The sequence below is a fragment of the Stappia albiluteola genome (assembly GCF_014050225.1).
In the GTDB taxonomy this organism is placed as follows: Bacteria; Pseudomonadota; Alphaproteobacteria; order Rhizobiales; family Stappiaceae; genus Hongsoonwoonella; species Hongsoonwoonella albiluteola.
Genome location: NZ_JACFXV010000062.1, coordinates 57,929 through 76,704 on the forward strand (window position 1 = coordinate 57,929; position 18,776 = coordinate 76,704).

At 64.9% G+C, this 18,776-nt stretch carries 15 protein-coding genes; 10 read left to right on the plus strand and 5 right to left on the minus strand.

The features are described 5' to 3' along the window. The first annotated feature begins 76 nt into the window (after positions 1 to 76). From H2509_RS14915 to H2509_RS14945, 7 genes are all read left to right on the plus strand, one after another. Positions 77 to 715, plus strand: coding sequence for a DsbA family protein (locus H2509_RS14915; RefSeq protein WP_182166631.1), 639 nt, complete (start codon positions 77 to 79; stop codon positions 713 to 715). A gap of 78 nt (positions 716 to 793) precedes the next feature. Continuing rightward, on the plus strand, positions 794 to 4,252 hold the full coding sequence (gene smc, locus H2509_RS14920; RefSeq protein WP_182166633.1) for a chromosome segregation protein SMC: 3,459 nt from the start codon (positions 794 to 796) through the stop codon (positions 4,250 to 4,252). Between the two features lie 209 nt (positions 4,253 to 4,461). Continuing rightward, positions 4,462 to 4,833 (plus strand): AtpZ/AtpI family protein, encoded by a 372-nt coding sequence (locus H2509_RS14925; protein ID WP_235974984.1) that lies wholly within the window; start codon positions 4,462 to 4,464, stop codon positions 4,831 to 4,833. Positions 4,834 to 5,011: 178 nt separating this feature from the next. Next, positions 5,012 to 5,770 carry a F0F1 ATP synthase subunit A gene (locus H2509_RS14930; RefSeq protein ID WP_182166637.1) on the plus strand — a complete coding sequence of 253 codons (759 nt, stop codon included), beginning with the start codon at positions 5,012 to 5,014 and terminating at the stop codon, positions 5,768 to 5,770. Between the two features lie 71 nt (positions 5,771 to 5,841). Then, a complete protein-coding gene (locus tag H2509_RS14935; RefSeq protein WP_182166639.1) occupies positions 5,842 to 6,069 on the plus strand; it encodes a F0F1 ATP synthase subunit C in 228 nt (75 codons plus the stop codon). A gap of 167 nt (positions 6,070 to 6,236) precedes the next feature. Then, a complete protein-coding gene (locus H2509_RS14940) occupies positions 6,237 to 6,806 on the plus strand; it encodes a F0F1 ATP synthase subunit B (protein WP_182166641.1) in 570 nt (189 codons plus the stop codon). Between the two features lie 10 nt (positions 6,807 to 6,816). Next, on the plus strand, positions 6,817 to 7,296 hold the full coding sequence (locus H2509_RS14945; protein ID WP_182166643.1) for a F0F1 ATP synthase subunit B: 480 nt from the start codon (positions 6,817 to 6,819) through the stop codon (positions 7,294 to 7,296). A gap of 77 nt (positions 7,297 to 7,373) precedes the next feature. On the opposite strand, the gene H2509_RS14950 is transcribed toward H2509_RS14945, so the two are convergent. After that, on the minus strand, positions 7,374 to 8,042 hold the full coding sequence (locus tag H2509_RS14950; RefSeq protein ID WP_182166645.1) for a ribonuclease HII: 669 nt from the start codon (positions 8,040 to 8,042) through the stop codon (positions 7,374 to 7,376). 103 nt (positions 8,043 to 8,145) lie between these two features. Then, positions 8,146 to 9,315, minus strand: a complete 1,170-nt coding sequence (locus tag H2509_RS14955; RefSeq protein ID WP_182166647.1) for a PA0069 family radical SAM protein — start codon at positions 9,313 to 9,315, stop codon at positions 8,146 to 8,148. A 147-nt stretch (positions 9,316 to 9,462) separates the two neighbouring features. Here H2509_RS14955 and H2509_RS14960 point away from each other — a divergent pair, with 147 nt between their 5' ends. Next, a complete protein-coding gene (locus tag H2509_RS14960) occupies positions 9,463 to 10,074 on the plus strand; it encodes a glycosyltransferase (RefSeq protein WP_182166649.1) in 612 nt (203 codons plus the stop codon). Between the two features lie 75 nt (positions 10,075 to 10,149). Here H2509_RS14960 and H2509_RS14965 read toward each other — a convergent pair whose 3' ends face one another. Then, the gene (locus tag H2509_RS14965) at positions 10,150 to 11,118 is read right to left on the minus strand and encodes an MBL fold metallo-hydrolase (RefSeq protein WP_182166651.1); all 969 of its coding nucleotides are present in this window, start codon (positions 11,116 to 11,118) and stop codon (positions 10,150 to 10,152) included. A gap of 149 nt (positions 11,119 to 11,267) precedes the next feature. Then, a complete protein-coding gene (gene moaB / locus H2509_RS14970) occupies positions 11,268 to 11,825 on the minus strand; it encodes a molybdenum cofactor biosynthesis protein B (protein WP_182166653.1) in 558 nt (185 codons plus the stop codon). A gap of 114 nt (positions 11,826 to 11,939) precedes the next feature. On the opposite strand from moaB, the gene H2509_RS14975 reads away from it, so the two are divergent. Continuing rightward, on the plus strand, positions 11,940 to 12,614 hold the full coding sequence (locus H2509_RS14975; RefSeq protein ID WP_182166655.1) for a ceramidase domain-containing protein: 675 nt from the start codon (positions 11,940 to 11,942) through the stop codon (positions 12,612 to 12,614). Between the two features lie 45 nt (positions 12,615 to 12,659). Then, entirely contained in the window at positions 12,660 to 14,960 is a 2,301-nt protein-coding gene (locus H2509_RS14980) for an NADP-dependent malic enzyme (RefSeq protein ID WP_182166657.1), read from the plus strand. 1,522 nt (positions 14,961 to 16,482) lie between these two features. Here H2509_RS14980 and glyS read toward each other — a convergent pair. Next, positions 16,483 to 18,654, minus strand: coding sequence for a glycine--tRNA ligase subunit beta (glyS, locus tag H2509_RS14985; protein ID WP_182166659.1), 2,172 nt, complete (start codon positions 18,652 to 18,654; stop codon positions 16,483 to 16,485). Positions 18,655 to 18,776 lie beyond the last annotated feature (122 nt).

An 18,776-nucleotide genomic window follows, 5' to 3' on the forward strand; every position in this document is an offset into this window, starting at 1 on the left:
AGGCTCGCTTTATTCAGGCGCATGCACCAAAGGCGGCACATTCCGCTTCCACGCCAATCCGGATGGGAAATTCAACGTGACTTTGAACCGCAGACAGTTTCTGGAACGCACCGCCTGCACGCTCGTCGCCGCCGGCTTTGCCCTGTCGGCCGCGCCCGCCTTCGCCGAGACGGTCGACGTGGACGCCCTGATGCAGCCTGGAGCGCTGTCCGACATGGTGCTGGGCGATCCGAATGCCGGCGTGACGATCGTCGAATATGCGTCGATGACCTGCGGCCATTGCGCCAATTTCCACAAGAACACCTACCCACATCTCAAGAAGGAATATATCGACACGGGTAAGGTGCGGTTCGTTTTCCGCGAATTCCCGCTCGATCCGGTCGCCACGGCCGCCTTCATGCTGGCGCGCTGCGCGCCGCAGGAGAAGTATTTCGATATCGTGGAAACCATGTTCCACGAGCAGCGCTCCTGGGCTTTCACCAACGATCCGTATAATTCTCTGTTGAATTTCGCCAAGCAGGTCGGTTTTACGCAGGAAAGCTTTGACACCTGCCTGAAGAATCAGGAACTCCTGAACAATGTAAATGCCGTTCGGGAGCGTGCCTCGACGGAATTCGGCGTGAATTCGACGCCGACCTTCTTCTTCAACGGCACGCGGGTGAATGGAGCCATCACGGTTGACGAGCTTGAAAAGGCCCTCGAACCGCTTCTTTGACGCAGTGGCGCGCGGCGCTTGTCGCCGCGCCCTGCTTGCCGGAAGGTATGATGGCATGGCCGGAGGAGGCGTCCGGCCGTGAAATTCAACAAGCTTCGCGTTCTCGGGTTCAAATCCTTCGTCGAGCCGATGGAATTCGTCATCGGCGATGGCCTGACGGGCGTCGTCGGGCCGAACGGTTGCGGCAAATCCAATCTCGTCGAGGCCCTGCGCTGGGTGATGGGCGAGAATTCCTACAAGAATATGCGCGCTTCCGGCATGGACGACGTCATATTCTCCGGCAGCCTCAACCGTCCCTCGCGCAATACCGCCGAAGTGACGCTGTTTCTCGACAATTCGGCCCGCACCGCGCCGACCGGCTTCAATGACGGCGACACCCTGGAGGTGACGCGGCGGATCGAACGGGAGTCGGGCTCCCTCTACAAGATCAACGGCAAGGACGTTCGCGCCCGCGACGTGCAGTTGCTCTTTGCGGATGCTTCGACGGGCGCCCGCTCGCCGGCGCTTGTCCGTCAGGGCCAGATCGGCGAGCTGATCGCCGCCAAGCCGACCTCGCGGCGCATGATCCTGGAAGAAGCGGCCGGCATTTCAGGCCTTCACTCGCGGCGCCATGAAGCAGAACTTCGCCTCAGGGCCGCCGAGCAGAACCTGGATCGTCTCGAAGACGTGCTGGTGCAGATCGACAGCCGGCTCGACGGTCTGCGGCGCCAGGCGCGTCAGGCCAGCCGCTACCGCAACCTTTCGTCGGAGATTCGCGAGACCGAAGCCGCGCTGCTCTATCTGCGCTGGGCCGAGGGCAGGGCTCAGCTTGAGGAGGCGGAGGCCGATGCAATCGCCGCCGACGCGCGGCTGGCCGAGGCGGCAAGCCGGCAGGGCGAGGCTGCCAGGCAGCAGGCGATCGCCGCCCATCAGCTGCCGCAGGTGCGCGATCAGGCCGCGCGCGCGGGTGCCGTGCTGCAGCGGCTGGTAATCGCGCGCAACGAACTGGACGCGGAAGAGCGCCGCGTGAAGGAGCGCCTGTCGGACCTGACGGCGCGCCTCCAGCACCTTGCGCAGGATCTTGCCCGCGAGGAGCAGATGATCGCCGAGAACGGCGAGCATTTGCTGATCCTGCAGGAGGAAGAGGAAACTCTCAGGCTTGAGAACGAGGCTGACGGCGAACGCGCCGAGGAAGCGCGCGTTGTTGTGGAAACCGCCGCCGAGGCGGTCGCCCGCCGCGAAGGCAAGCTGGCGGAACTGACCGAGGAGCAGGCGCGCGTTCTGGCGCGCCGCCAGCAGCTCGAACGTGTAGTTCAGGACACCAGGGCGCGGGCGGACCGGCTTTCGCGCCAGATGAGCGAGGCTGAAGCGGAACTTGCCGGGATTGCCGCGGAGATTGCCGCCGTCGAAGGTCCCGCCCTGATGCGCGAGGAGCTGGAAAGCGCCGAATCGCACCTTCTGGAATCAGAAGAAACGGTTGCGGCGGCCGAAGAGGCAACGATTTCTGCACGGGAGGCTCTTGATTCCGCCCGCCCGCCGCTGACGGAGGCACAGGCCCGGCTGTCTCGTCTGGAAGCTGAGGCCGAAACGCTCGCCAAGGTGCTGAATGTCGGTCAAACCGGCGATTTCGAAGCCGTGATCGAGGCAGTTCGCGTGGCTGGCGGCTTCGAGACGGCGCTGGGCGCGGCACTGGGCGAGGATCTGGACGCGCCGACAGACGCCAGGGCGCCCGTGCATTGGACGCAATCCTCGGCGGGCGACGGCGATCCGCCCTTGCCGCAAGGTGTGCGGTCGCTGACCGAAGTGGTCGAGGCGCCGCCCGCGCTTGCTCGCCGCCTCGCCCAGATTGGCGTGGTTGAACGAGAGCAGGGGGCGGCGCTTCAGCCGCGGCTCAAGCCCGGCCAAAGGCTGGTCAGCAAGGACGGCGATCTCTGGCGCTGGGACGGCTTCACCGTCGCGGCCGAAGCACCGACGCCGGCCGCGCAGCGGTTGGTCCAGAAGAACCGGCTTGCCGCACTGGAAGACGAGATTGTCGCTGCTCGCGAGGAGCTGCGCGCGCGCGAGGATGCTCTCGCCGAAGCTGCCGAGCGCGTCGCTCTGGCCAATGGCACGGTGGAGGCGGCGCGCGTTCGCCTTCGCGATGCGCAGCGCAAGGTCGCCGGCGCGCGCGACAGCCTGGCGCAGGCGGAAAAGACGCTTGCGCAGTCGGTCACGCGGCAGCAGGCCTTGCAGGATGCGGTAATGCGGCTTGAAGCCGATATCGCCGAGGTTCGCGAGGCGCTGCTGGAAGCCGAAGCCAATCTGCAGGAGCTTCCGTCCGGCGATGGTATTGCAGAGACCCTCGCCGCACTGAGGGCGGAACTGGCCGATGCGCGGGCAACCCTGGCCGAGGCGAGGGCGGCGGCGGACAGCGTCGCGCGCGAGCGCCAGCTGCGCGACCGCCGTATCGAGGCGATCGCGCGCGAACGGGCAAGCTGGCACAATCGCGCGTCGGGCGCGCGCGCCCAGATCGAAATTCTTGCTCAACGCCGCGAGGAAGCCGAGGAAGAGCGCCAGATTCTGCTGGAGGCGCCCGAGGATATCGAGATCAAGCGGCGAGAGCTCTTCGCCGAAATCGCCAAGGCCGAAGAGGCACGACGGAGTGCGGACGACGCGCTGGTAATCGCCGAATCGGAGCTGAGCCGGCTCGACCAGCTTGCAAGAGAGGCACTGGAGGCATTGTCGGCCGCGCGCGAGCAGAAAGTGCGTACGGAAGAGCGGCTGGTCGCGGCCCGGCGCCGCAAGGGCGAAATCGAGGCGCGAATCGACGAGGTGCTTGAAGTTCCTGCGGCTGCGCTGCTGCAGATCGCCGGGCTGTCCGAGAATGCTCCCCTGCCGCAGCAGGATGCCATGGAGCGCAAGCTTGAAAGGCTCAAGGCGGAACGCGAGCGTCTTGGCGGCGTCAACCTCCGCGCCGAGGAAGAATTGAAGGAAATCGACGAGCAGCGGGGCACGCTGGCCGCCGAGCGCGATGATCTCGTGGAAGCCATCAAGCGGCTGAGGACGGGGATCTCCAACCTCAACCGCGAGGCCCGCGAGCGTCTGCTGGCGGCTTTCGACACGGTGAATGGCCATTTCCAGGGGCTTTTCACCCACCTTTTCGGCGGTGGCACGGCGGAACTGCAGCTCGTCGACGCGGAGGACCCGCTGGAAGCCGGACTTGAGATCATCGCCCGCCCCCCCGGCAAGAAGCCGCAGACGATGACGCTTCTTTCGGGCGGCGAGCAGGCGCTGACGGCGATGGCGCTGATCTTTGCCGTCTTCCTGACGAATCCCGCGCCGATCTGCGTGCTGGACGAGGTGGACGCACCGCTCGACGATGCCAATGTCGAGCGTTACTGCGACCTCCTGGACGATATGGCCGGACGCACCGAGACCCGGTTCGTGGTGATTACCCACAATCCGATCACCATGGCGCGGATGAATCGCCTTTTCGGCGTGACAATGGCCGAAAGGGGGGTCTCCCAGCTCGTTTCGGTGGACCTCCAGACGGCGGAACGCTTCCTGGAAGCCGTGTGATTGCTGCAACGGCGAACGATGTCGTTGCGAGGCGCATGTGAAAAGCGCTTTCCCGAACCTTCTCCAAAAGTCGAAGATCCATATTTTTCAATATCTTAGTTCCATCCAGCGCCGCCTTGACAGGGCATGGGGTGCCGACTATGGTGCGCCCGGCTTTAGGGGGTCGATTTCCAAGCCGAATTTCTGGCCTGAGCCTGGGAGGGAACCTGATGGTGTCTCCGCGTGATCCGGGGCAGGAAGAAGGCAAGGCCGGCCCGCCCGATGCCGGGCTGTCCAAGCGAATGGAACAGCTCAGCCGCTCGCTTGACGCGAAGCGCCAGACGGATGAGCGGAACGCTTCATCCGGGCGGCGGCGCGAGAGCGATGCCAGGGGATTTGCGCTCGCCATGCGCCTGTCGACGGAGTTCGTCGCGGGCGTTCTGGTCGGAGGCGGAATTGGCTGGTTGTTCGACGCCGGACTGGGCACGTCGCCCTGGGGGCTGATCGTGTTCCTGTTGCTGGGGTTCGTGGCCGGTGTGCTGAACGTCCTGCGGTCCGCCGGCAAACTGGCGGATCCGCTCGATCGGGAGCGCGGCGGGTAAGGGATGCCGGGCCGATACGGAATTTCGGGCCCGCCTTTCCTCGGATTTTTCCGAAGGAGGGGCGGGCCTCTCAAGACTGCCGGTGCTTTCCGCCGCGTTTAACGCCAAGGCGGTCGTTCCGGAAACCAACCCAGGGGCGCTTTGCGCGTGAGCGAGAACAGGAAGAGGGGCTGAGCCGGTGGCGAACGATCCGATCCATCAGTTCCATATCAACAAGATCATCCCGATCGAGGTCGGCGGCCTTGATCTGTCCTTTACCAATGCTTCGCTCTTCATGGTCGCGACGGTCGCCGTGACGGCACTGTTCCTGATCATGTCGACGAGCGGTCGCGGCCTGGTGCCGACCCGCTGGCAGTCGATGGCGGAGATGAGCTACGAATTCGTCGCAAGTACCTTGCGAAGTTCGGCCGGCAACGAGGGGATGCGGTTCTTTCCCTTCGTCTTCTCGCTGTTCATGTTCGTGCTGATTGCCAACCTGATCGGCATGTTCCCGTATTTCTTCACCGTCACCAGCCAGATCATCGTCACCTTCGCGCTGGCGATGCTGGTCATCGGCACGGTCATCGTCTACGGCTTCGCCAAGCATGGCATGAAGTTCCTCGGACTTTTCGTGCCGCACGGCGTGCCGGGGGTTCTCGTGCCGCTGGTGACGATGATCGAGGTCATCTCGTTCCTGTCCCGTCCGATCAGCCTCTCCGTTCGTCTTTTCGCGAACATGCTGGCCGGCCACATCACGCTGAAGGTCTTCGCCGGCTTCGTCATTTCGCTCGCCGCCAGCGAAAGCCTCGGCCTTTTCGGTCCGGTTACCTCGGTGCTGCCGCTGATCATGACGGTCGCGCTGACGGGCCTGGAATTCCTGGTCGCCTTCCTGCAGGCCTATGTCTTCACCGTCTTGACCTGCATGTACCTCAACGACGCTCTGCATCCGAGCCATTGAGGGCAACCCATTGGCTCCGCATGTCGCGGAGCCGGACGTAACAGCTTGAATCCCACGAAGGAGCATTTGTCATGGAAGCTGAAGCAGCAAAGTTGATCGGTGCCGGTATTGCCTGCCTTGGCATGGGCGGCGCGGCTATCGGCCTCGGCAGCATTTTCGGTAACTACCTCGCCGGCGCACTGCGCAACCCGTCGGCCGCCGACGGCCAGTTCGGCCGCCTGATCTTCGGCTTCGCCGTTACCGAAGCTCTCGGCATCTTCTCGCTTCTCGTTGCCCTTCTCCTCCTCTTCGCCGTCTGATCAACAGACTGGCGTCAGCGACGTGATCTGGCCGGGCAGCGGGTGTGGTGACACCGGCTGCCCGGTTTGACTGATGACCGGCCTTCCCGGAGCAGGCGCTCAGGGTTCTGTTTCCAGTTGGCAAGGTCCGGCGGCAGCGTCACTGAAATCGGGTAAGGACGACGGCTATGGCGACGACACACGGTGCGGAGTCGACCAGCGGTGAAACCACCGCCGGGACGGAAGTGCCCCACGATGCGCAGGCGACGGGTTCATTCCCCCCGTTCGACAGCGCGACATTTCCCTCGCAGCTCCTTTGGCTGGCGATCACCTTCGGCGTGCTCTACTGGGCGATGACCAAGGTGGCGCTGCCGCGGATCAGCGGCATTCTCGAAGACCGGCGCGACCGTATCGCGGGTGATCTTGCCGAAGCCAACAGGCTGAAGCAGGAGAGCGACGCGGCGATTGCCGCCTATGAGCAGGCACTGGCCGAGGCCCGCAACCGCGCGCACGGCATTGCCAGCGACACGCGGGCAAAGCTGAAGGCGGAAACGGACGCACGCCGTCGCGATGCCGAAGCCCAACTCGGCAAGCGTCTGGCGGATGCCGAAGAACGGATCTCCGAGATCAAGTCCGCGGCCCTTTCGCAGGTCGGCGACATTGCCACCGAGACGACGAGCGCGCTCGTCGAGGCGTTGATCGGCAAGGCTCCGTCCAAGACGGAACTCGACAAGGCCGTCAAGGCGGCCCTGAAGTAAGGAGAGGCAGATGGACGCTACATTCTGGGCGTTTGTATCGCTCGTACTCTTCCTGGCTCTCCTGGTCTACCTGAAGATCCCTGGCAAGATCGGCTCGGCGCTCGACAAGCGCGCCGACACGATCTCCAAGGAACTGGACGAGGCGCGCCGGCTGCGCGAGGAGGCCCAGGCCCTTCTCGCCGAGTATCAGCGCAAGCGTCGCGAGGCCGAGGAGGAGGCAACCGCCATCGTGGCCGAAGCCAGGCTCGAGGCCGAGCGGTTGACGACCGAGGCTAACGAGGCGCTCGAAGAAATGATCGAGCGCCGGACCAAGGCTGCCGAGCGCAAGATCGAGCAGGCCGAGGGGCAGGCAATCGCGGAAGTGCGGGCGCGGGCTACGGACCTCGCCGTTGCCGCGGCTCGCGAGATTCTCGGCAAGACGGTCAAGGGCGATCTCGCCGACGGCCTGCTTGGAAAGAGCATCGACGAGGTCAAGGCCCGGCTCAACTGAGCACGCGGTCCGGCTTCGACAGCAAGTGTGAAAGGCCTCGCCATGCGCGGGGCCTTTTGCTTTTGAAAAAGGCCAATTCAGTTCGGGCCGATCGTCTGGGAGGCCAGCGCCACGGGCCGAAAGCTCATGCGATGGTGAAGGCAGGGTCCTAGGCGCGCGAGGGCTTCGGAATGTTCCGGCGTGCCGTAGCCCTTGTGGCTGGCAAAGCCGTAGCCGGGGCTCAGCAGGTCGAGCCGCTCCATCAGTCTGTCGCGGACGACCTTGGCGACGATGGATGCCGCGGCGATCGCAAGGATCCTGCCATCCCCCCTGATAGCCGCCTGGCCCGGATAGCGCAGCCCCGGCGGTATGTCCCTGCCGTCGATCAGGCAGGCTGCCGGATGCTGCCTTAGCCCGTCTGCGGCGCGGCACATGGCCCACAGGCTCGCGGCGCGGATATTCATGAGGTCGATGCGGCGGGGGGAGGCATAGGCAACAGAAACGTCCGCCGTTTCGCAAATGACCTCGAACAGGCTCTGCCGCTTTTTCTCGGTGAGTTTCTTGGAATCGTCCAGTCCTGCCGGCAGTCTCGAATAGTCGAGGATCACGGCCGCGGTCACCACGGGCCCGGCCCAGGGACCGCGCCCCGCTTCGTCCAGTCCCGCCAGCCGATCGTCGAACCGCCCTGCGATCCGGCGCTCCCTGGCGGCGGAGAGTTCTTCGGGGAGGTCGAGGGAAAGCGGAGCCACGAGGCTGAAATCGTGCATGGGCCGAGGAAATGTCCGTAATGCTGGAATCGCCCCAGCTTAGACGACATCCGGCTTGCACGGAAACCGCAGCCCGCCCTTCGCCCGTAATTCTTTACGTGTATCAGAGGAGCGAGAGTTGAACGCCGCCGTTCAATGGCGGCGCGAAGCTCTCGGCGCTGAGCTTGCGGCGCCGGGCGTTCATGCCCAGACGTTTGGCCGCCAGCGTGAAGCGCCGGCCGAGATGCTGGGCGTAGGGGCCGGCTCCCTTGAAGCGCTTGCCCCATTCGGCGTCGTAGTCCTTGCCGCCGCGCATGGAGCGCAGCAGGTTCATCACATGGCGATAGCGGTCGGGCCGTTCGCGCAGCAGCCAGTCGCGAAACAGCGGGCTTACCTCCAGCGGCAGGCGCAGAAGAATATAGCCGGCCTCCGTGGCGCCCGCGTCATGGGCGGCTTCCAGAATTGCCTCCATTTCGCTGTCGGTCAGCGCCGGTATCACCGGGGCGATCATCACGGAGGTCGGGATCCCGGCTTCTGCAAGGCCTCGGATCGCGGACAGCCGGCGCTCCGGCGTTGCGGCGCGCGGCTCCATCGCGCGGGCAAGCTTGCGGTCGAGCGTCGTGACCGAAAGGGCGACCTTCACCAGCCCGCGCTCCGCCATCCTGCCCAGGATATCGATGTCGCGCAGCACCAGCGCCGACTTGGTGACGATGCCGACGGGATGGTTGCTGCGGTCGAGGACCTCCAATACCTCCCGCATGATGGCGAATTTCCGCTCGATCGGCTGATAGGGGTCGGTATTGGTGCCGATCGCGATTGTCTTCGGCTGATAGCCCGGCTTCGAAAGCTCCCGCCCCAGCAGTTCGGCGGCATTGGGCTTTGCAAACAGCCGGGTTTCGAAGTCGAGCCCAGGCGACATGCCCATATAGGCATGCGTGGGCCGGGCGAAGCAGTAGATGCAGCCATGTTCGCAGCCCCGATAGGGGTTTATCGAACGGTCGAAGGAAATATCCGGCGATTCGTTGCGCGTGATGATCGTTCGCGCCCTCTCGGTCTGCACCTCGGTGCGGAACGGCGGCAGGTCCTCGATCGTTTCCCAGCCGTCGTCGAAGATCTCGCGCGCCTGTTTCTCGAAGCGCCCGCTCATGTTGAGGCCGGCGCCTCTGCCCCGACGGCGTTCCGCGTCGATGGTGGGCGCGCTCCCGGCGACCGAAAAGTCGATGCAGTTTTCTTCGGTAAAGGCGGTGGCGGCAATATCCAGCGCCTGTATCTGCTCGGCGGATCGGGGTCTCATGGGTACTCGTCCAACTGGAACATAACGAGAACATAGCGCCGTGTCCCGGAGGCGGCAAGGGGGATTCTCATCGGCGTGCCCGCTTGCGGGGAGCAAAAAAATAAGGCAGTGATTTCAATCTAGGCAAAAAGCACTTATGAATGCGCCATGCTGAGCGTGATCATTCCAACATTCAACAGCGAGCAGGCGCTGCTGCGCACCCTGAGCGCGCTCGTCCCGGCCGCCGCGGAAGGCGTTGTTCGCGAAGTCGTCGTCGCCGATGGCGGTTCGACGGACGGAACGCATCTGATTGCCGACGCGGCAGGGGCGGAACTCATAGAAGTGGCCGGCTCGCAAGGGGAGAGGCTTGCCGGCGGCGCCGACGCGGCGCGACGGGGCGAGTGGCTGATGTTTCTGGCGCCCGGCAGCGTGCTCGAACCCGGCTGGTCGGAGGAGTTGCGCAGTTTCGCCGAACGGGCGGAGCGTGCCGGGCGTGCCGAAGAATGCGCGGCCGTATTTCGCCTGGCGGTGGACGATTTCGGCTGGCAGGCGCGCCTTGTCGAATGGCGGGCATCTCTCGGTTGCCGGCTGCTTGCCTTGCCGCACGCGGGGCAGGGGCTGGTGTTGTCGCGCGCCTTCTATCGCGGCCTTGGAGGCGTGAGGGCCATGGCATCGCGCCCGGACCGCGATCTTGCCCGGCGGATCGGCCGCCGCCGCCTCGTGCAGTTGCGCTCCGCAGCCGTGGCGACCTGTGTGGCCGAAGCCGGGCGGGCGGCCTGAGGCAATCCCATTGAAAAAGAAAACCCGGAGCGCGCATGAAGCGCCCCGGGCCTTTCTTCCGGTTTTCGCTGAAAATCAGATCGAGAACTGGTAGCTCGCCGCGTCCCAGCGATAGCCCCCGTCCTTGGCCGAGATGTAGCCGAGCGAAGGGAAGGGCATGTGATAGCCGGTAACCGCCAGGCTGTCGGCTGCGGCCATGTCGAAGATCCGCTTGCGGGTGGCTGCGGCCTTTTCCTTGTCCATGTCGAAGCGGACATGCCAGTCGGGACGCTGGATCGACACGACGAAATGGTTGGCGACATCGCCCCAGACCAGCAGTCGGTGGCCGTCGCTTTCGATGTGGAAGGCCATGTGGCCCGGCGTGTGGCCATGGGCGTCGATGCCGTGGATGCCGGCAACCACCTCGCCCTCGTTGCCGATGAAGGTCATCTTGCCGGCAAGCGGCACGACATTCGCCTGCACCAGCTTGGCGCCGCCTTCCGTCGGGCCGGACAAGCGGTCGGGCGAGGACCAGAAATCGTACTCGACCTGGCCGGTCACGTAGCGCGCGTTGGCGTAGGTCGGGTGGCCGTTGCTCATCAGCCCGCCGATATGGTCGGGATGCATGTGGGTGATGACGACGACATCAACCTGCTCGGGGGTGTAGCCGGACGCCTTGATCTGGGCCGGCAGGCTGCCGGCGCCGCCGCCGAGGCCGGTATCGAAAAGCACCAGTTCCTTGCCTGTGTTGACGAGAACCGGGGTGAAGCCGATCACCATCTTGTCCGTCGGCAGATGGTTCTCTTTCGCAAGCGCGGCAACGGCTTCGGCCGTCTGGTCCTGGCCGAAGATCGGATGCGGACCGGGTATCGGGTTGGCGGCATCAAGCAGGGTGGTCACCTCGAAGCCGCCAAGCTGCACGCGATTGAAGCTCGGTCGGCTGGGGCCGAGCTGCGGAGCGGCTGCCTGCACGGGGGTGACGCCCCTGGCAATGAAGGGCGCGGCAAAGGCGGCTCCGGCAGCGCTGGCAAGAGCTGCGCGGCGGCTCATCGATACTGATTTCATAATCGTCTGACCTCCCGGGTCGGGCAATGGATGCGGGTTCCCACAGGTTGCCGCTTCGGGAGGTAAACTTCATCTCACGCACGCTTGATTACGCAAGATTGTTCGCATCGCTCCGTGGACAATTTCCGGTGGATGCGACTGCCGGTCGCTCAAGCCTGGCGCAGCTTGCCGCGCTTCAGATGTTCATCCAGCCTCGGCATGATCTCGACGAAGTTGCAGGGCATGTGCCGGTAGTCGAGCTGGAATTTCAAAATGCCGTCCCAGGCGTCCTTGCAGGCGCCGGGCGAGCCCGGCAGGACGAAGATGTAGGTGGCATTGGCCACGCCGCCGGTCGCGCGCGACTGGATCGTCGATGTGCCGATCTTGTCGTAGGAAATACGGTGAAAGACTTCGGAAAAGCCGTCCATCTTCTTTTCGAAGAGAGGTTCGATGGCTTCGGGCGTCACGTCACGCCCCGTGAAGCCCGTGCCGCCGGTGGTGATGACGACGTCGATCTCCGGCGAAGCGATCCACTTGCCCACGACCGCGCGTATTGCCTCGATATCGTCGGTGGCGATGTCGCGGGCGGCGAGCTTGTGGCCGGCCTCGGCGATGCGGGCCGCCAGCGTCGAGCCGCTCTTGTCATCCTGAAGCGAGCGCGTATCCGACACGGTGAGGACGGCGATGCGCATGGGAATGAAGGGCCGGCTTTCGTCGATGCGGTGCATTTGGCTTCCTTGTCCTGATATGTCTGCTTGTCCGGTTCCGCCGACTATATCTCCGGCAGGGCGAACCGCGCCTCAAACTTTTTCGGCAAGCCCATCCAAGGGAGGAAACAGCCAATGGACTGGACGGCGCCGGTCGACGCCTATTGCGAGCGGGTGGGACCGGCTTTCTGGGCGGAACCGCTGAACGCGGTTTCGAATGCTGCCTTCCTGATAGCAGCGGTCGCCGCCTGGCAATTGTTGCGGCGGCGCGGAGGCGGGGATTTCCCGTCGCTGCTCCTCATCCTGCTGGTGGCGGCGATCGGCATCGGCTCCTTCCTCTTTCACACGTTTGCGAACCGCTGGTCGGCGCTGGCCGACGTCATCCCGATCGCCGTCTTCATCCATGCCTATCTCTTCGTCGCGCTGCGGCGCTTCTTCGGGCTGCCGGTCTGGCCCAGTCTCGGCATCGTGATCGCCTTCGCGCTGGCGTCCGCCGGGGCGGGCGGAGTGTTGCGGGCCGCTTTCGGCTCGACCGGCGGCTACGTGCCGGCCTTCCTGGCGATGGCGGCGACGGGACTGGCGCTTTATCGCCGAAACCCGCCGGCATCGCGCGGGCTGCTGTCGGCGGCATGCGTCTTCCTGCCGTCGATGGCCTTGCGAATGGCGGATGCGCCCCTTTGCGAAAGCTGGCCCACAGGAACGCATTTCCTCTGGCATGCCTTCAACGCGACGACGCTCTATCTCCTGCTCCGCACCGTGATCCTGGCGGACCGGCCGGGCCGTTCTGGCGTTTCAGTTCAAAAATGCTAGCTTGTGCAATCCGATTCACTGCCTGCGCAACGACAAGATCCTCCCATGACCGATCAGCCGCCGACTTCCGCCGACCTCGACGAGGCCGCCCTCTTTTATCATCGCCACCCGCGCCCCGGGAAACTGGAGATCCAGGCGACGAAGCCGCTTGGCAACCAGCGCGACCTGGCGCTGGCCTATTCGCCGGGCGTCGCCGCACCCTGTCTGGAGATCGCGAAGGATCCGGGCAAGGCGGCCGACTATACGGCGCGCGGCAACCTGGTCGCGGTGATCTCCAACGGCACGGCGGTGCTGGGACTGGGCGCCATCGGGCCGCTCGCCTCCAAGCCGGTGATGGAGGGCAAGGCGGTCCTCTTCAAGAAATTCGCTGGGATCGACGTCTTCGACATCGAGGTGGACGAGCGCGAGGTCGACCGCTTCTGCAACGCGGTGGCAGCGCTCGAGCCGACCTTCGGGGGCATCAACCTGGAGGACATCAAGGCACCGGAATGTTTCGTCATCGAACGCCGCCTGCGCGAGCGGATGAACATTCCCGTCTTCCATGACGACCAGCACGGCACGGCGATCATCGTGGCGGCGGCCGTCCGCAACGGCCTGGAGCTGGGCGGCAAGAAGATCGAGGAGGCGAAGATCGTCGCCTCCGGCGCGGGCGCGGCGGCGCTGGCCTGCCTCAACCTGCTGGTGTCGCTCGGCGCGAAGCGGGAGAATATCTGGATCAGCGATATCGAGGGCGTCGTCTATGAAGGCCGCGAGGCGCTGATGGACGAGTGGAAGGCCGTCTTCGCGCAGAAGACCGAATGCCGGACGCTGGCCGAAATCCTGCCGGGCGCCGACGTGTTCCTGGGTCTTTCGGCCGCCGGCGTGCTGAAGCCGGACATGGTGAAGAAGATGGCGCCGGGGCCGCTGATCCTGGCGCTGGCGAATCCGAAGCCCGAGATCATGCCGGAGGAGGCGCTGGCCGCCCGCGGCGACGCCATCATCTGCACCGGCCGCTCGGACTATCCCAACCAGGTCAACAACGTCCTTTGCTTCCCCTACATCTTCCGCGGGGCGCTCGATGTCGGCGCGACGACGATCAACGAGGAGATGAAGCTTGCGGCGGTCGAGGCGATCGCCCAGCTCGCGCGTGAGGAACCGTCGGACGTGGCCGCGCGCGCCTATGGCGGCGTGTCGGAAACCTTCGGCCCGAAATACCTGATCCCGTCGCCCTTCGACCAGCGGCTGATCCTGCGCATCGCCCCGGCAGTGGCGAAGGCGGCGATGGAAACGGGCGTCGCCACACGGCCGATCGAGGATTTTGAGGCCTATCACGACCGCCTCAACCGCTTCGTCTTCCGCTCCGGCCTGATCATGAAGCCGATCTTCGCCGCGGCAAGGGCGACGGAAAAGAGGATCATCTATTCCAACGGCGAGGATGAGCGCGTGCTGCGCGCCACCCAGGTGCTGCTGGAAGACAAGCTCGCCGTGCCGATCCTGATCGGTCGCCCGGCGGTGATCGAGACGCGCTGCGAACGCTTCGGCCTGAAGATCCGGCCGGGCAGGGATTTCGAGTGCATCAATCCCGAAGACGATCCGCGTTACCGCGACTACGTGGACACGCTTTTGGAACTGGTGGGCCGCAAGGGCGTGACGCCGGAAGCCGCCCGCACCATGGTGCGCTCCAACACCACGGTGATCGGCGCGCTGGCCGTGCATCGCGGCGAGGCGGACGCGCTGATCTGCGGTCTCGAAGGGCGCTTTTCCAAGCACCTGCGCGACGTGCGCAACATCATCGGCACGGCGATGGGCGTGCGCGACTTTTCCGCCCTGTCGCTCTTGATCAACGGCAAGGGCGCGACCTTCTTCACCGATACCTATGTGACGGTCGATCCGACGGCGGAAGAGATCGCCGAGATGACGATGCTGGCGGCGCGCGAGATCCGGCGTTTCGGTATCACGCCGAAGGCGGCGCTGCTCTCAAGCTCCAATTTCGGCTCGCGCGACATGCCCGCCTCGCGGAAGATGCGCGAGGCGCTGGAAATGATCTGGAAGATGGCGCCCGATCTTGAGGTCGACGGCGAGATGCACGGCGATTCCGCGCTGTCGGAGGCGATGCGCCGGCGCGTGATGGCGGGTTCCCGGCTGGAAGGGGAGGCGAACCTCCTGGTCTTCCCGTCGTTGGATGCGGCCAATATCGCGCTGAACCTGATCAAGGTGATGACGGAATCGCTGCATGTCGGGCCGATCCTGCTCGGCACGGCCAGGCCCGCGCATATCCTGACGCCGTCGGTGACCTCGCGTGGCGTGGTCAACATGTCGGCCTTCGCCGCTGTGGAGGCGCATACGCGGGTGGTGGCGACGATCTGAGCGGCGGGCGTTCGCCATCGGGAATGATGTGCGGGCTAGCGCCCGCGCTGATTTCTGGATACCGGCTCTGCACTCGGCTGCGCCTCGTTTGTCCGGCATGACGGAGTGTGCGGCTACTTTTCTGCCGTAACCTCTCGGTTCGTCATACGCGGGCTTGACCCGCGTATCCATCCTTGCCGCAAACTTCCGATGGATCGCCGGGTCTGGGCCCGGCGAAGACGAGGGTGAGGCAGGGTGCTTGCCTCAAAACCCAGGTGTCATCCCCGTGAAGACGGGGATCCAGTAAACGCGTGCCTCAGTGGCAAAATCTCCGGAGTTGGCGGTTACTGGATGCCCGGTCGGGCCGGGCATGACAGGACTTGTGGGCGCGCCGGTGCGAACATGACAGAGTGGGTAGCCTCTCTGCCGCAACCCCTCGGTTCGTCATACGCGGGCTTGACACGCGTATCCATCCTCGCCTCAACCGTCCATGGATCGCCGGATTAAGTCCGGCGAAGACGAGGGGAGAGGCAGGGCGCCCTCCGACGGTCGAGGGTGAGGCAGGGTGCTTGCCTCAAAACCCAGGTGTCATCCCCGTGAAGACGGGGATCCAGTAAACGCGTGCCTCAGTGGCAAAATCTCCGGAGTTGGCGGTTACTGGATGCCCGGTCGGGCCGGGCATGACAGGACTTGTGGGCGCGCCGGTGCGAGCATGACAAAGTGGGTAGCCTCTCTGCCGCAACCCCTCGGTTCGTCATGCGGGGGCTTGACCCGCGTATCCATGCGGCATGTCTCCTTGCCGCAACCATCCATGGATCGCCCGGTCTGGGCCCGGCGACGACGAGAGGAGAGGCGGAGCGCCCATTCGACCGTAGAGGGGTGAGACCGGCGCCCCATCCTCTGGTGTCATCCCCGTGAAAACGGGGATCCAGTAGACACCTGAATATGTGGCTAAATCTCCGGAGCGGGCGGTTACCGGATGCCCGGTCGGGCCGGGCATGACAGGACTTGTGGGCGCGTCGGTGCGAGCATGACAGAGTGGGTAGCCTCTCTGCCGTAGCCCCTCGGTTCGTCATACGCGGGCTTGACCCGCGTATCCATGCGGCATGTCTCCTCGCCGCAACCGTCCATGGATCGCCGGATTAAGTCCGGCGAAGACGAGGGGAGAGGCAGGGCGCCCTCCGACGGTCGAGGGTGAGGCAGGGTGCCTGCCTCAAACTCAGGTGTCATCCCCGTGAAGACGGGGATCCAGTAAACGCGTGCCTCAGTGGCAAAATCTCCGGAGTGGGCGGTTACTGGATGCCCGGTCGGGCCGGGCATGACAGGGCTTGTGGGCGCGTCGGTGCGAGCATGACAGAGTGGGTAGCCTCTCTGCCGCAACCCCTCGGTTCGTCATACGCGGGCCTGACCCGCGTATCCATCCTCGCCGCAACCGTCCATGGATCGCCGGGTCTGGGCCCGGCGAAGACGAGGGGAGAGGCAGGGCGTCCTTTCCGCAGCGGAATTAGATACAGCCGCCGCCCCCGCACCAAATTCCGGGCCCCTATCCCGCGATCTTCGAGAAATCCGCCACCGCGCGGGTTGCATCGCGGATTTCGGCCAGAAGTTTCAGCCGGTTCTCGCGCAAGTGAGGGTCTTCGGCATTGACGAGGATTTCCTCGAAGAAACGGTCCACCGGGCCGCGCAGGCGGGCAAGGGCGGCCATGGCGCCCTCGAAATCCTCCCCGGCGATCGCCTCGGCCGCATCGGAGCGGGCGGCGTCGATGGCGGCGGCAAGCTGGACTTCCGCCGGCTCGACCAGATGGTCGGCATGGGGGCGGCCTTCAACCGGCCTGCCGTCCTTCTTTTCCTCGATGCGCAGGATGTTGGCGGCGCGCTTGGTGCCGGCCAGCAGGTTGGCGCCGTCCTCCGTTTCGAGGAAACGCCCGAGCGCCTCGACGCGCTTGACGATCATCAAAAGGTCGTCCTGGCCGCCGAGCGCGAAGACGGCGTCGATCAGGTCGTGCCGCGCGCCTTCCTCCTTCAGATGCACCTTCAGTCGGTCGGCGAAGAAGGAAAGGAGGTCGAGGCTTTGCTCGCTAGCTTTTCCACTACCCCAAGGGTGACTTACAGTTACTCTTGCGGGAAAGAATTTATTTCCTTCAACCGCTTGCTGCATTGTTGCGGTCGCTGAGATTGAAACGGTCACTTGCTCACGCGAATTTTCAAGCAAGTCAACAACAGACAGACGCAGTCCGTTATCCAGCACGATCCGGATCACCCCCAGCGCCGCTCTCCTAAGCGCATAGGGATCCTTGCTCCCCGTAGGCTTTTCATCGATCGCCCAGAAACCGGCGAGAAGGTCGAGCTTGTCGGCGAGCGCGACGGCAATGGAAACCGGGTCGGAGGGTACGCGGTCGCTCGGTCCCTGCGGCTTGTAGTGCTCCTCGATGGCCGCGGCCACGGAAGCGTCCTCGCCCTGGATCGAGGCGTAGGTGCGGCCCATCTGGCCCTGAAGCTCGGGGAACTCGTAGACCATGGAGGAGACGAGGTCGGCCTTCGCCAGCCTTGCCGCCCGCTCCGCCTTGTCCGGATCGGCGCCGACCAGCGGCGCGATCTCGCGCGACAGCGCCATCAGCCGCTTCACCCGTTCGCCCTGCGTGCCGAGCTTTTCGTGGAAGACGATTGAATCGAGCTTCGGCAGGAAGGCTTCGAGCTTCGTCTTCAGGTCGGTTTCCCAGAAGAACTTGGCGTCGGAAAGCCTGGCGCGGATCACCTTCTCGTTGCCGTGGACGATCTCCTTGCCGCCGTCGCTCGCCTCGATATTGGCGGTCAGCACGAACCGGTTGGCAAGCCGCCCGGTCGCCGGAGCGCGCAGCACGAAGCATTTCTGGTTGGCGCGGATCGTCAGGCGGATCGCCTCGTCCGGGATCTCCAGGAAGCTTTCGTCGAAGGAGCCGACCAGCACCACCGGCCACTCGACGAGGCCGGACACCTCTTCCAGCAGGCCTTCGTCCTCGACCAGCTCAAGGCCGAGGGCCAGCGCCCGGTCGCGGGCGTCGTGGCGGATGATGTCCTTGCGCCGTTCGGCGTCGAGCACCACCTTCGCCCGCTCCAGCTTCTCCATGTAGTCGTCGAGCCGGCGCACGCTGAACGCCTCGCCGCCCATGAAGCGGTGGCCGCGCGTCGTGTCGCCGGATGCGATGCCGTCCACCTCGAAGCGCACGATTTCCGGCTCCTCGGTCTCGGGGCCGAAGGTGCAGACGATGGAATGCAGCGGCCGGACCCAGCGCAGCTGGCCGGTGCCCCAGCGCATGGATTTCGGCCAGGGGAAGGACCGCACGATCCCCGGCATTGCTTCGGCGATGATGTCGAGCGCCGCGCGGCCCGGCTTTTCGGTGCGCGCGACGTAGAACTCGCCCTTTTTGGGATCGGAGACGACTTCCGCCTGCTCGATCGACGAAAGACCGGCCGCCTTCAGGAAGCCTTCCAGCGCCTTTTCCGGCGAGCCGACGCGGGGACCCTTGCGTTCTTCCACCGTTGCCTTGGAGCCTGCCGGCAGCCCGGCGACATGCAGCGCGAGCCGGCGCGGCGTCCAGAAAACCTTGGCGCCCTCATAGACGAGACCGGCATCGACCAGCGCGTTGGTGACCAGCGACTTCAGGTCTTCGGCCGCGCGGCGCTGCATGCGGGCGGGAATTTCCTCGCTGAAAAGCTCCAGGAGAAGGTCGGGCATCGGCTTGGTCTCGAACGGTTGGATATGGAAAAAACCATATTTTCGGTCAGCGGTGCCTAGCAAGAAGCCTCGCGCTTGTCACCCCTTTCGCGCGCGCTGCCCGCCGGATTGCGCCCGCCCTT

Bases quoted from the DNA above. Each gene is read 5' to 3' on its own strand.
- H2509_RS14940 (WP_182166641.1), top strand. From the start codon at position 6,237: ATGGCGACGACACACGGTGCGGAGTCGACCAGCGGTGAAACCACCGCC.
- glyS (WP_182166659.1), bottom strand. From the start codon at position 18,654: ATGCCCGACCTTCTCCTGGAGCTTTTCAGCGAGGAAATTCCCGCCCGC.
- H2509_RS14960 (WP_182166649.1), top strand. From the start codon at position 9,463: ATGCTGAGCGTGATCATTCCAACATTCAACAGCGAGCAGGCGCTGCTG.
- H2509_RS14965 (WP_182166651.1), bottom strand. From the start codon at position 11,118: ATGAAATCAGTATCGATGAGCCGCCGCGCAGCTCTTGCCAGCGCTGCC.
- moaB (WP_182166653.1), bottom strand. From the start codon at position 11,825: ATGCACCGCATCGACGAAAGCCGGCCCTTCATTCCCATGCGCATCGCC.
- H2509_RS14975 (WP_182166655.1), top strand. From the start codon at position 11,940: ATGGACTGGACGGCGCCGGTCGACGCCTATTGCGAGCGGGTGGGACCG.
- H2509_RS14980 (WP_182166657.1), top strand. From the start codon at position 12,660: ATGACCGATCAGCCGCCGACTTCCGCCGACCTCGACGAGGCCGCCCTC.
- H2509_RS14935 (WP_182166639.1), top strand. From the start codon at position 5,842: ATGGAAGCTGAAGCAGCAAAGTTGATCGGTGCCGGTATTGCCTGCCTT.
- H2509_RS14955 (WP_182166647.1), bottom strand. From the start codon at position 9,315: ATGAGACCCCGATCCGCCGAGCAGATACAGGCGCTGGATATTGCCGCC.
- H2509_RS14925 (WP_235974984.1), top strand. From the start codon at position 4,462: ATGGTGTCTCCGCGTGATCCGGGGCAGGAAGAAGGCAAGGCCGGCCCG.
- H2509_RS14950 (WP_182166645.1), bottom strand. From the start codon at position 8,042: ATGCACGATTTCAGCCTCGTGGCTCCGCTTTCCCTCGACCTCCCCGAA.
- H2509_RS14945 (WP_182166643.1), top strand. From the start codon at position 6,817: ATGGACGCTACATTCTGGGCGTTTGTATCGCTCGTACTCTTCCTGGCT.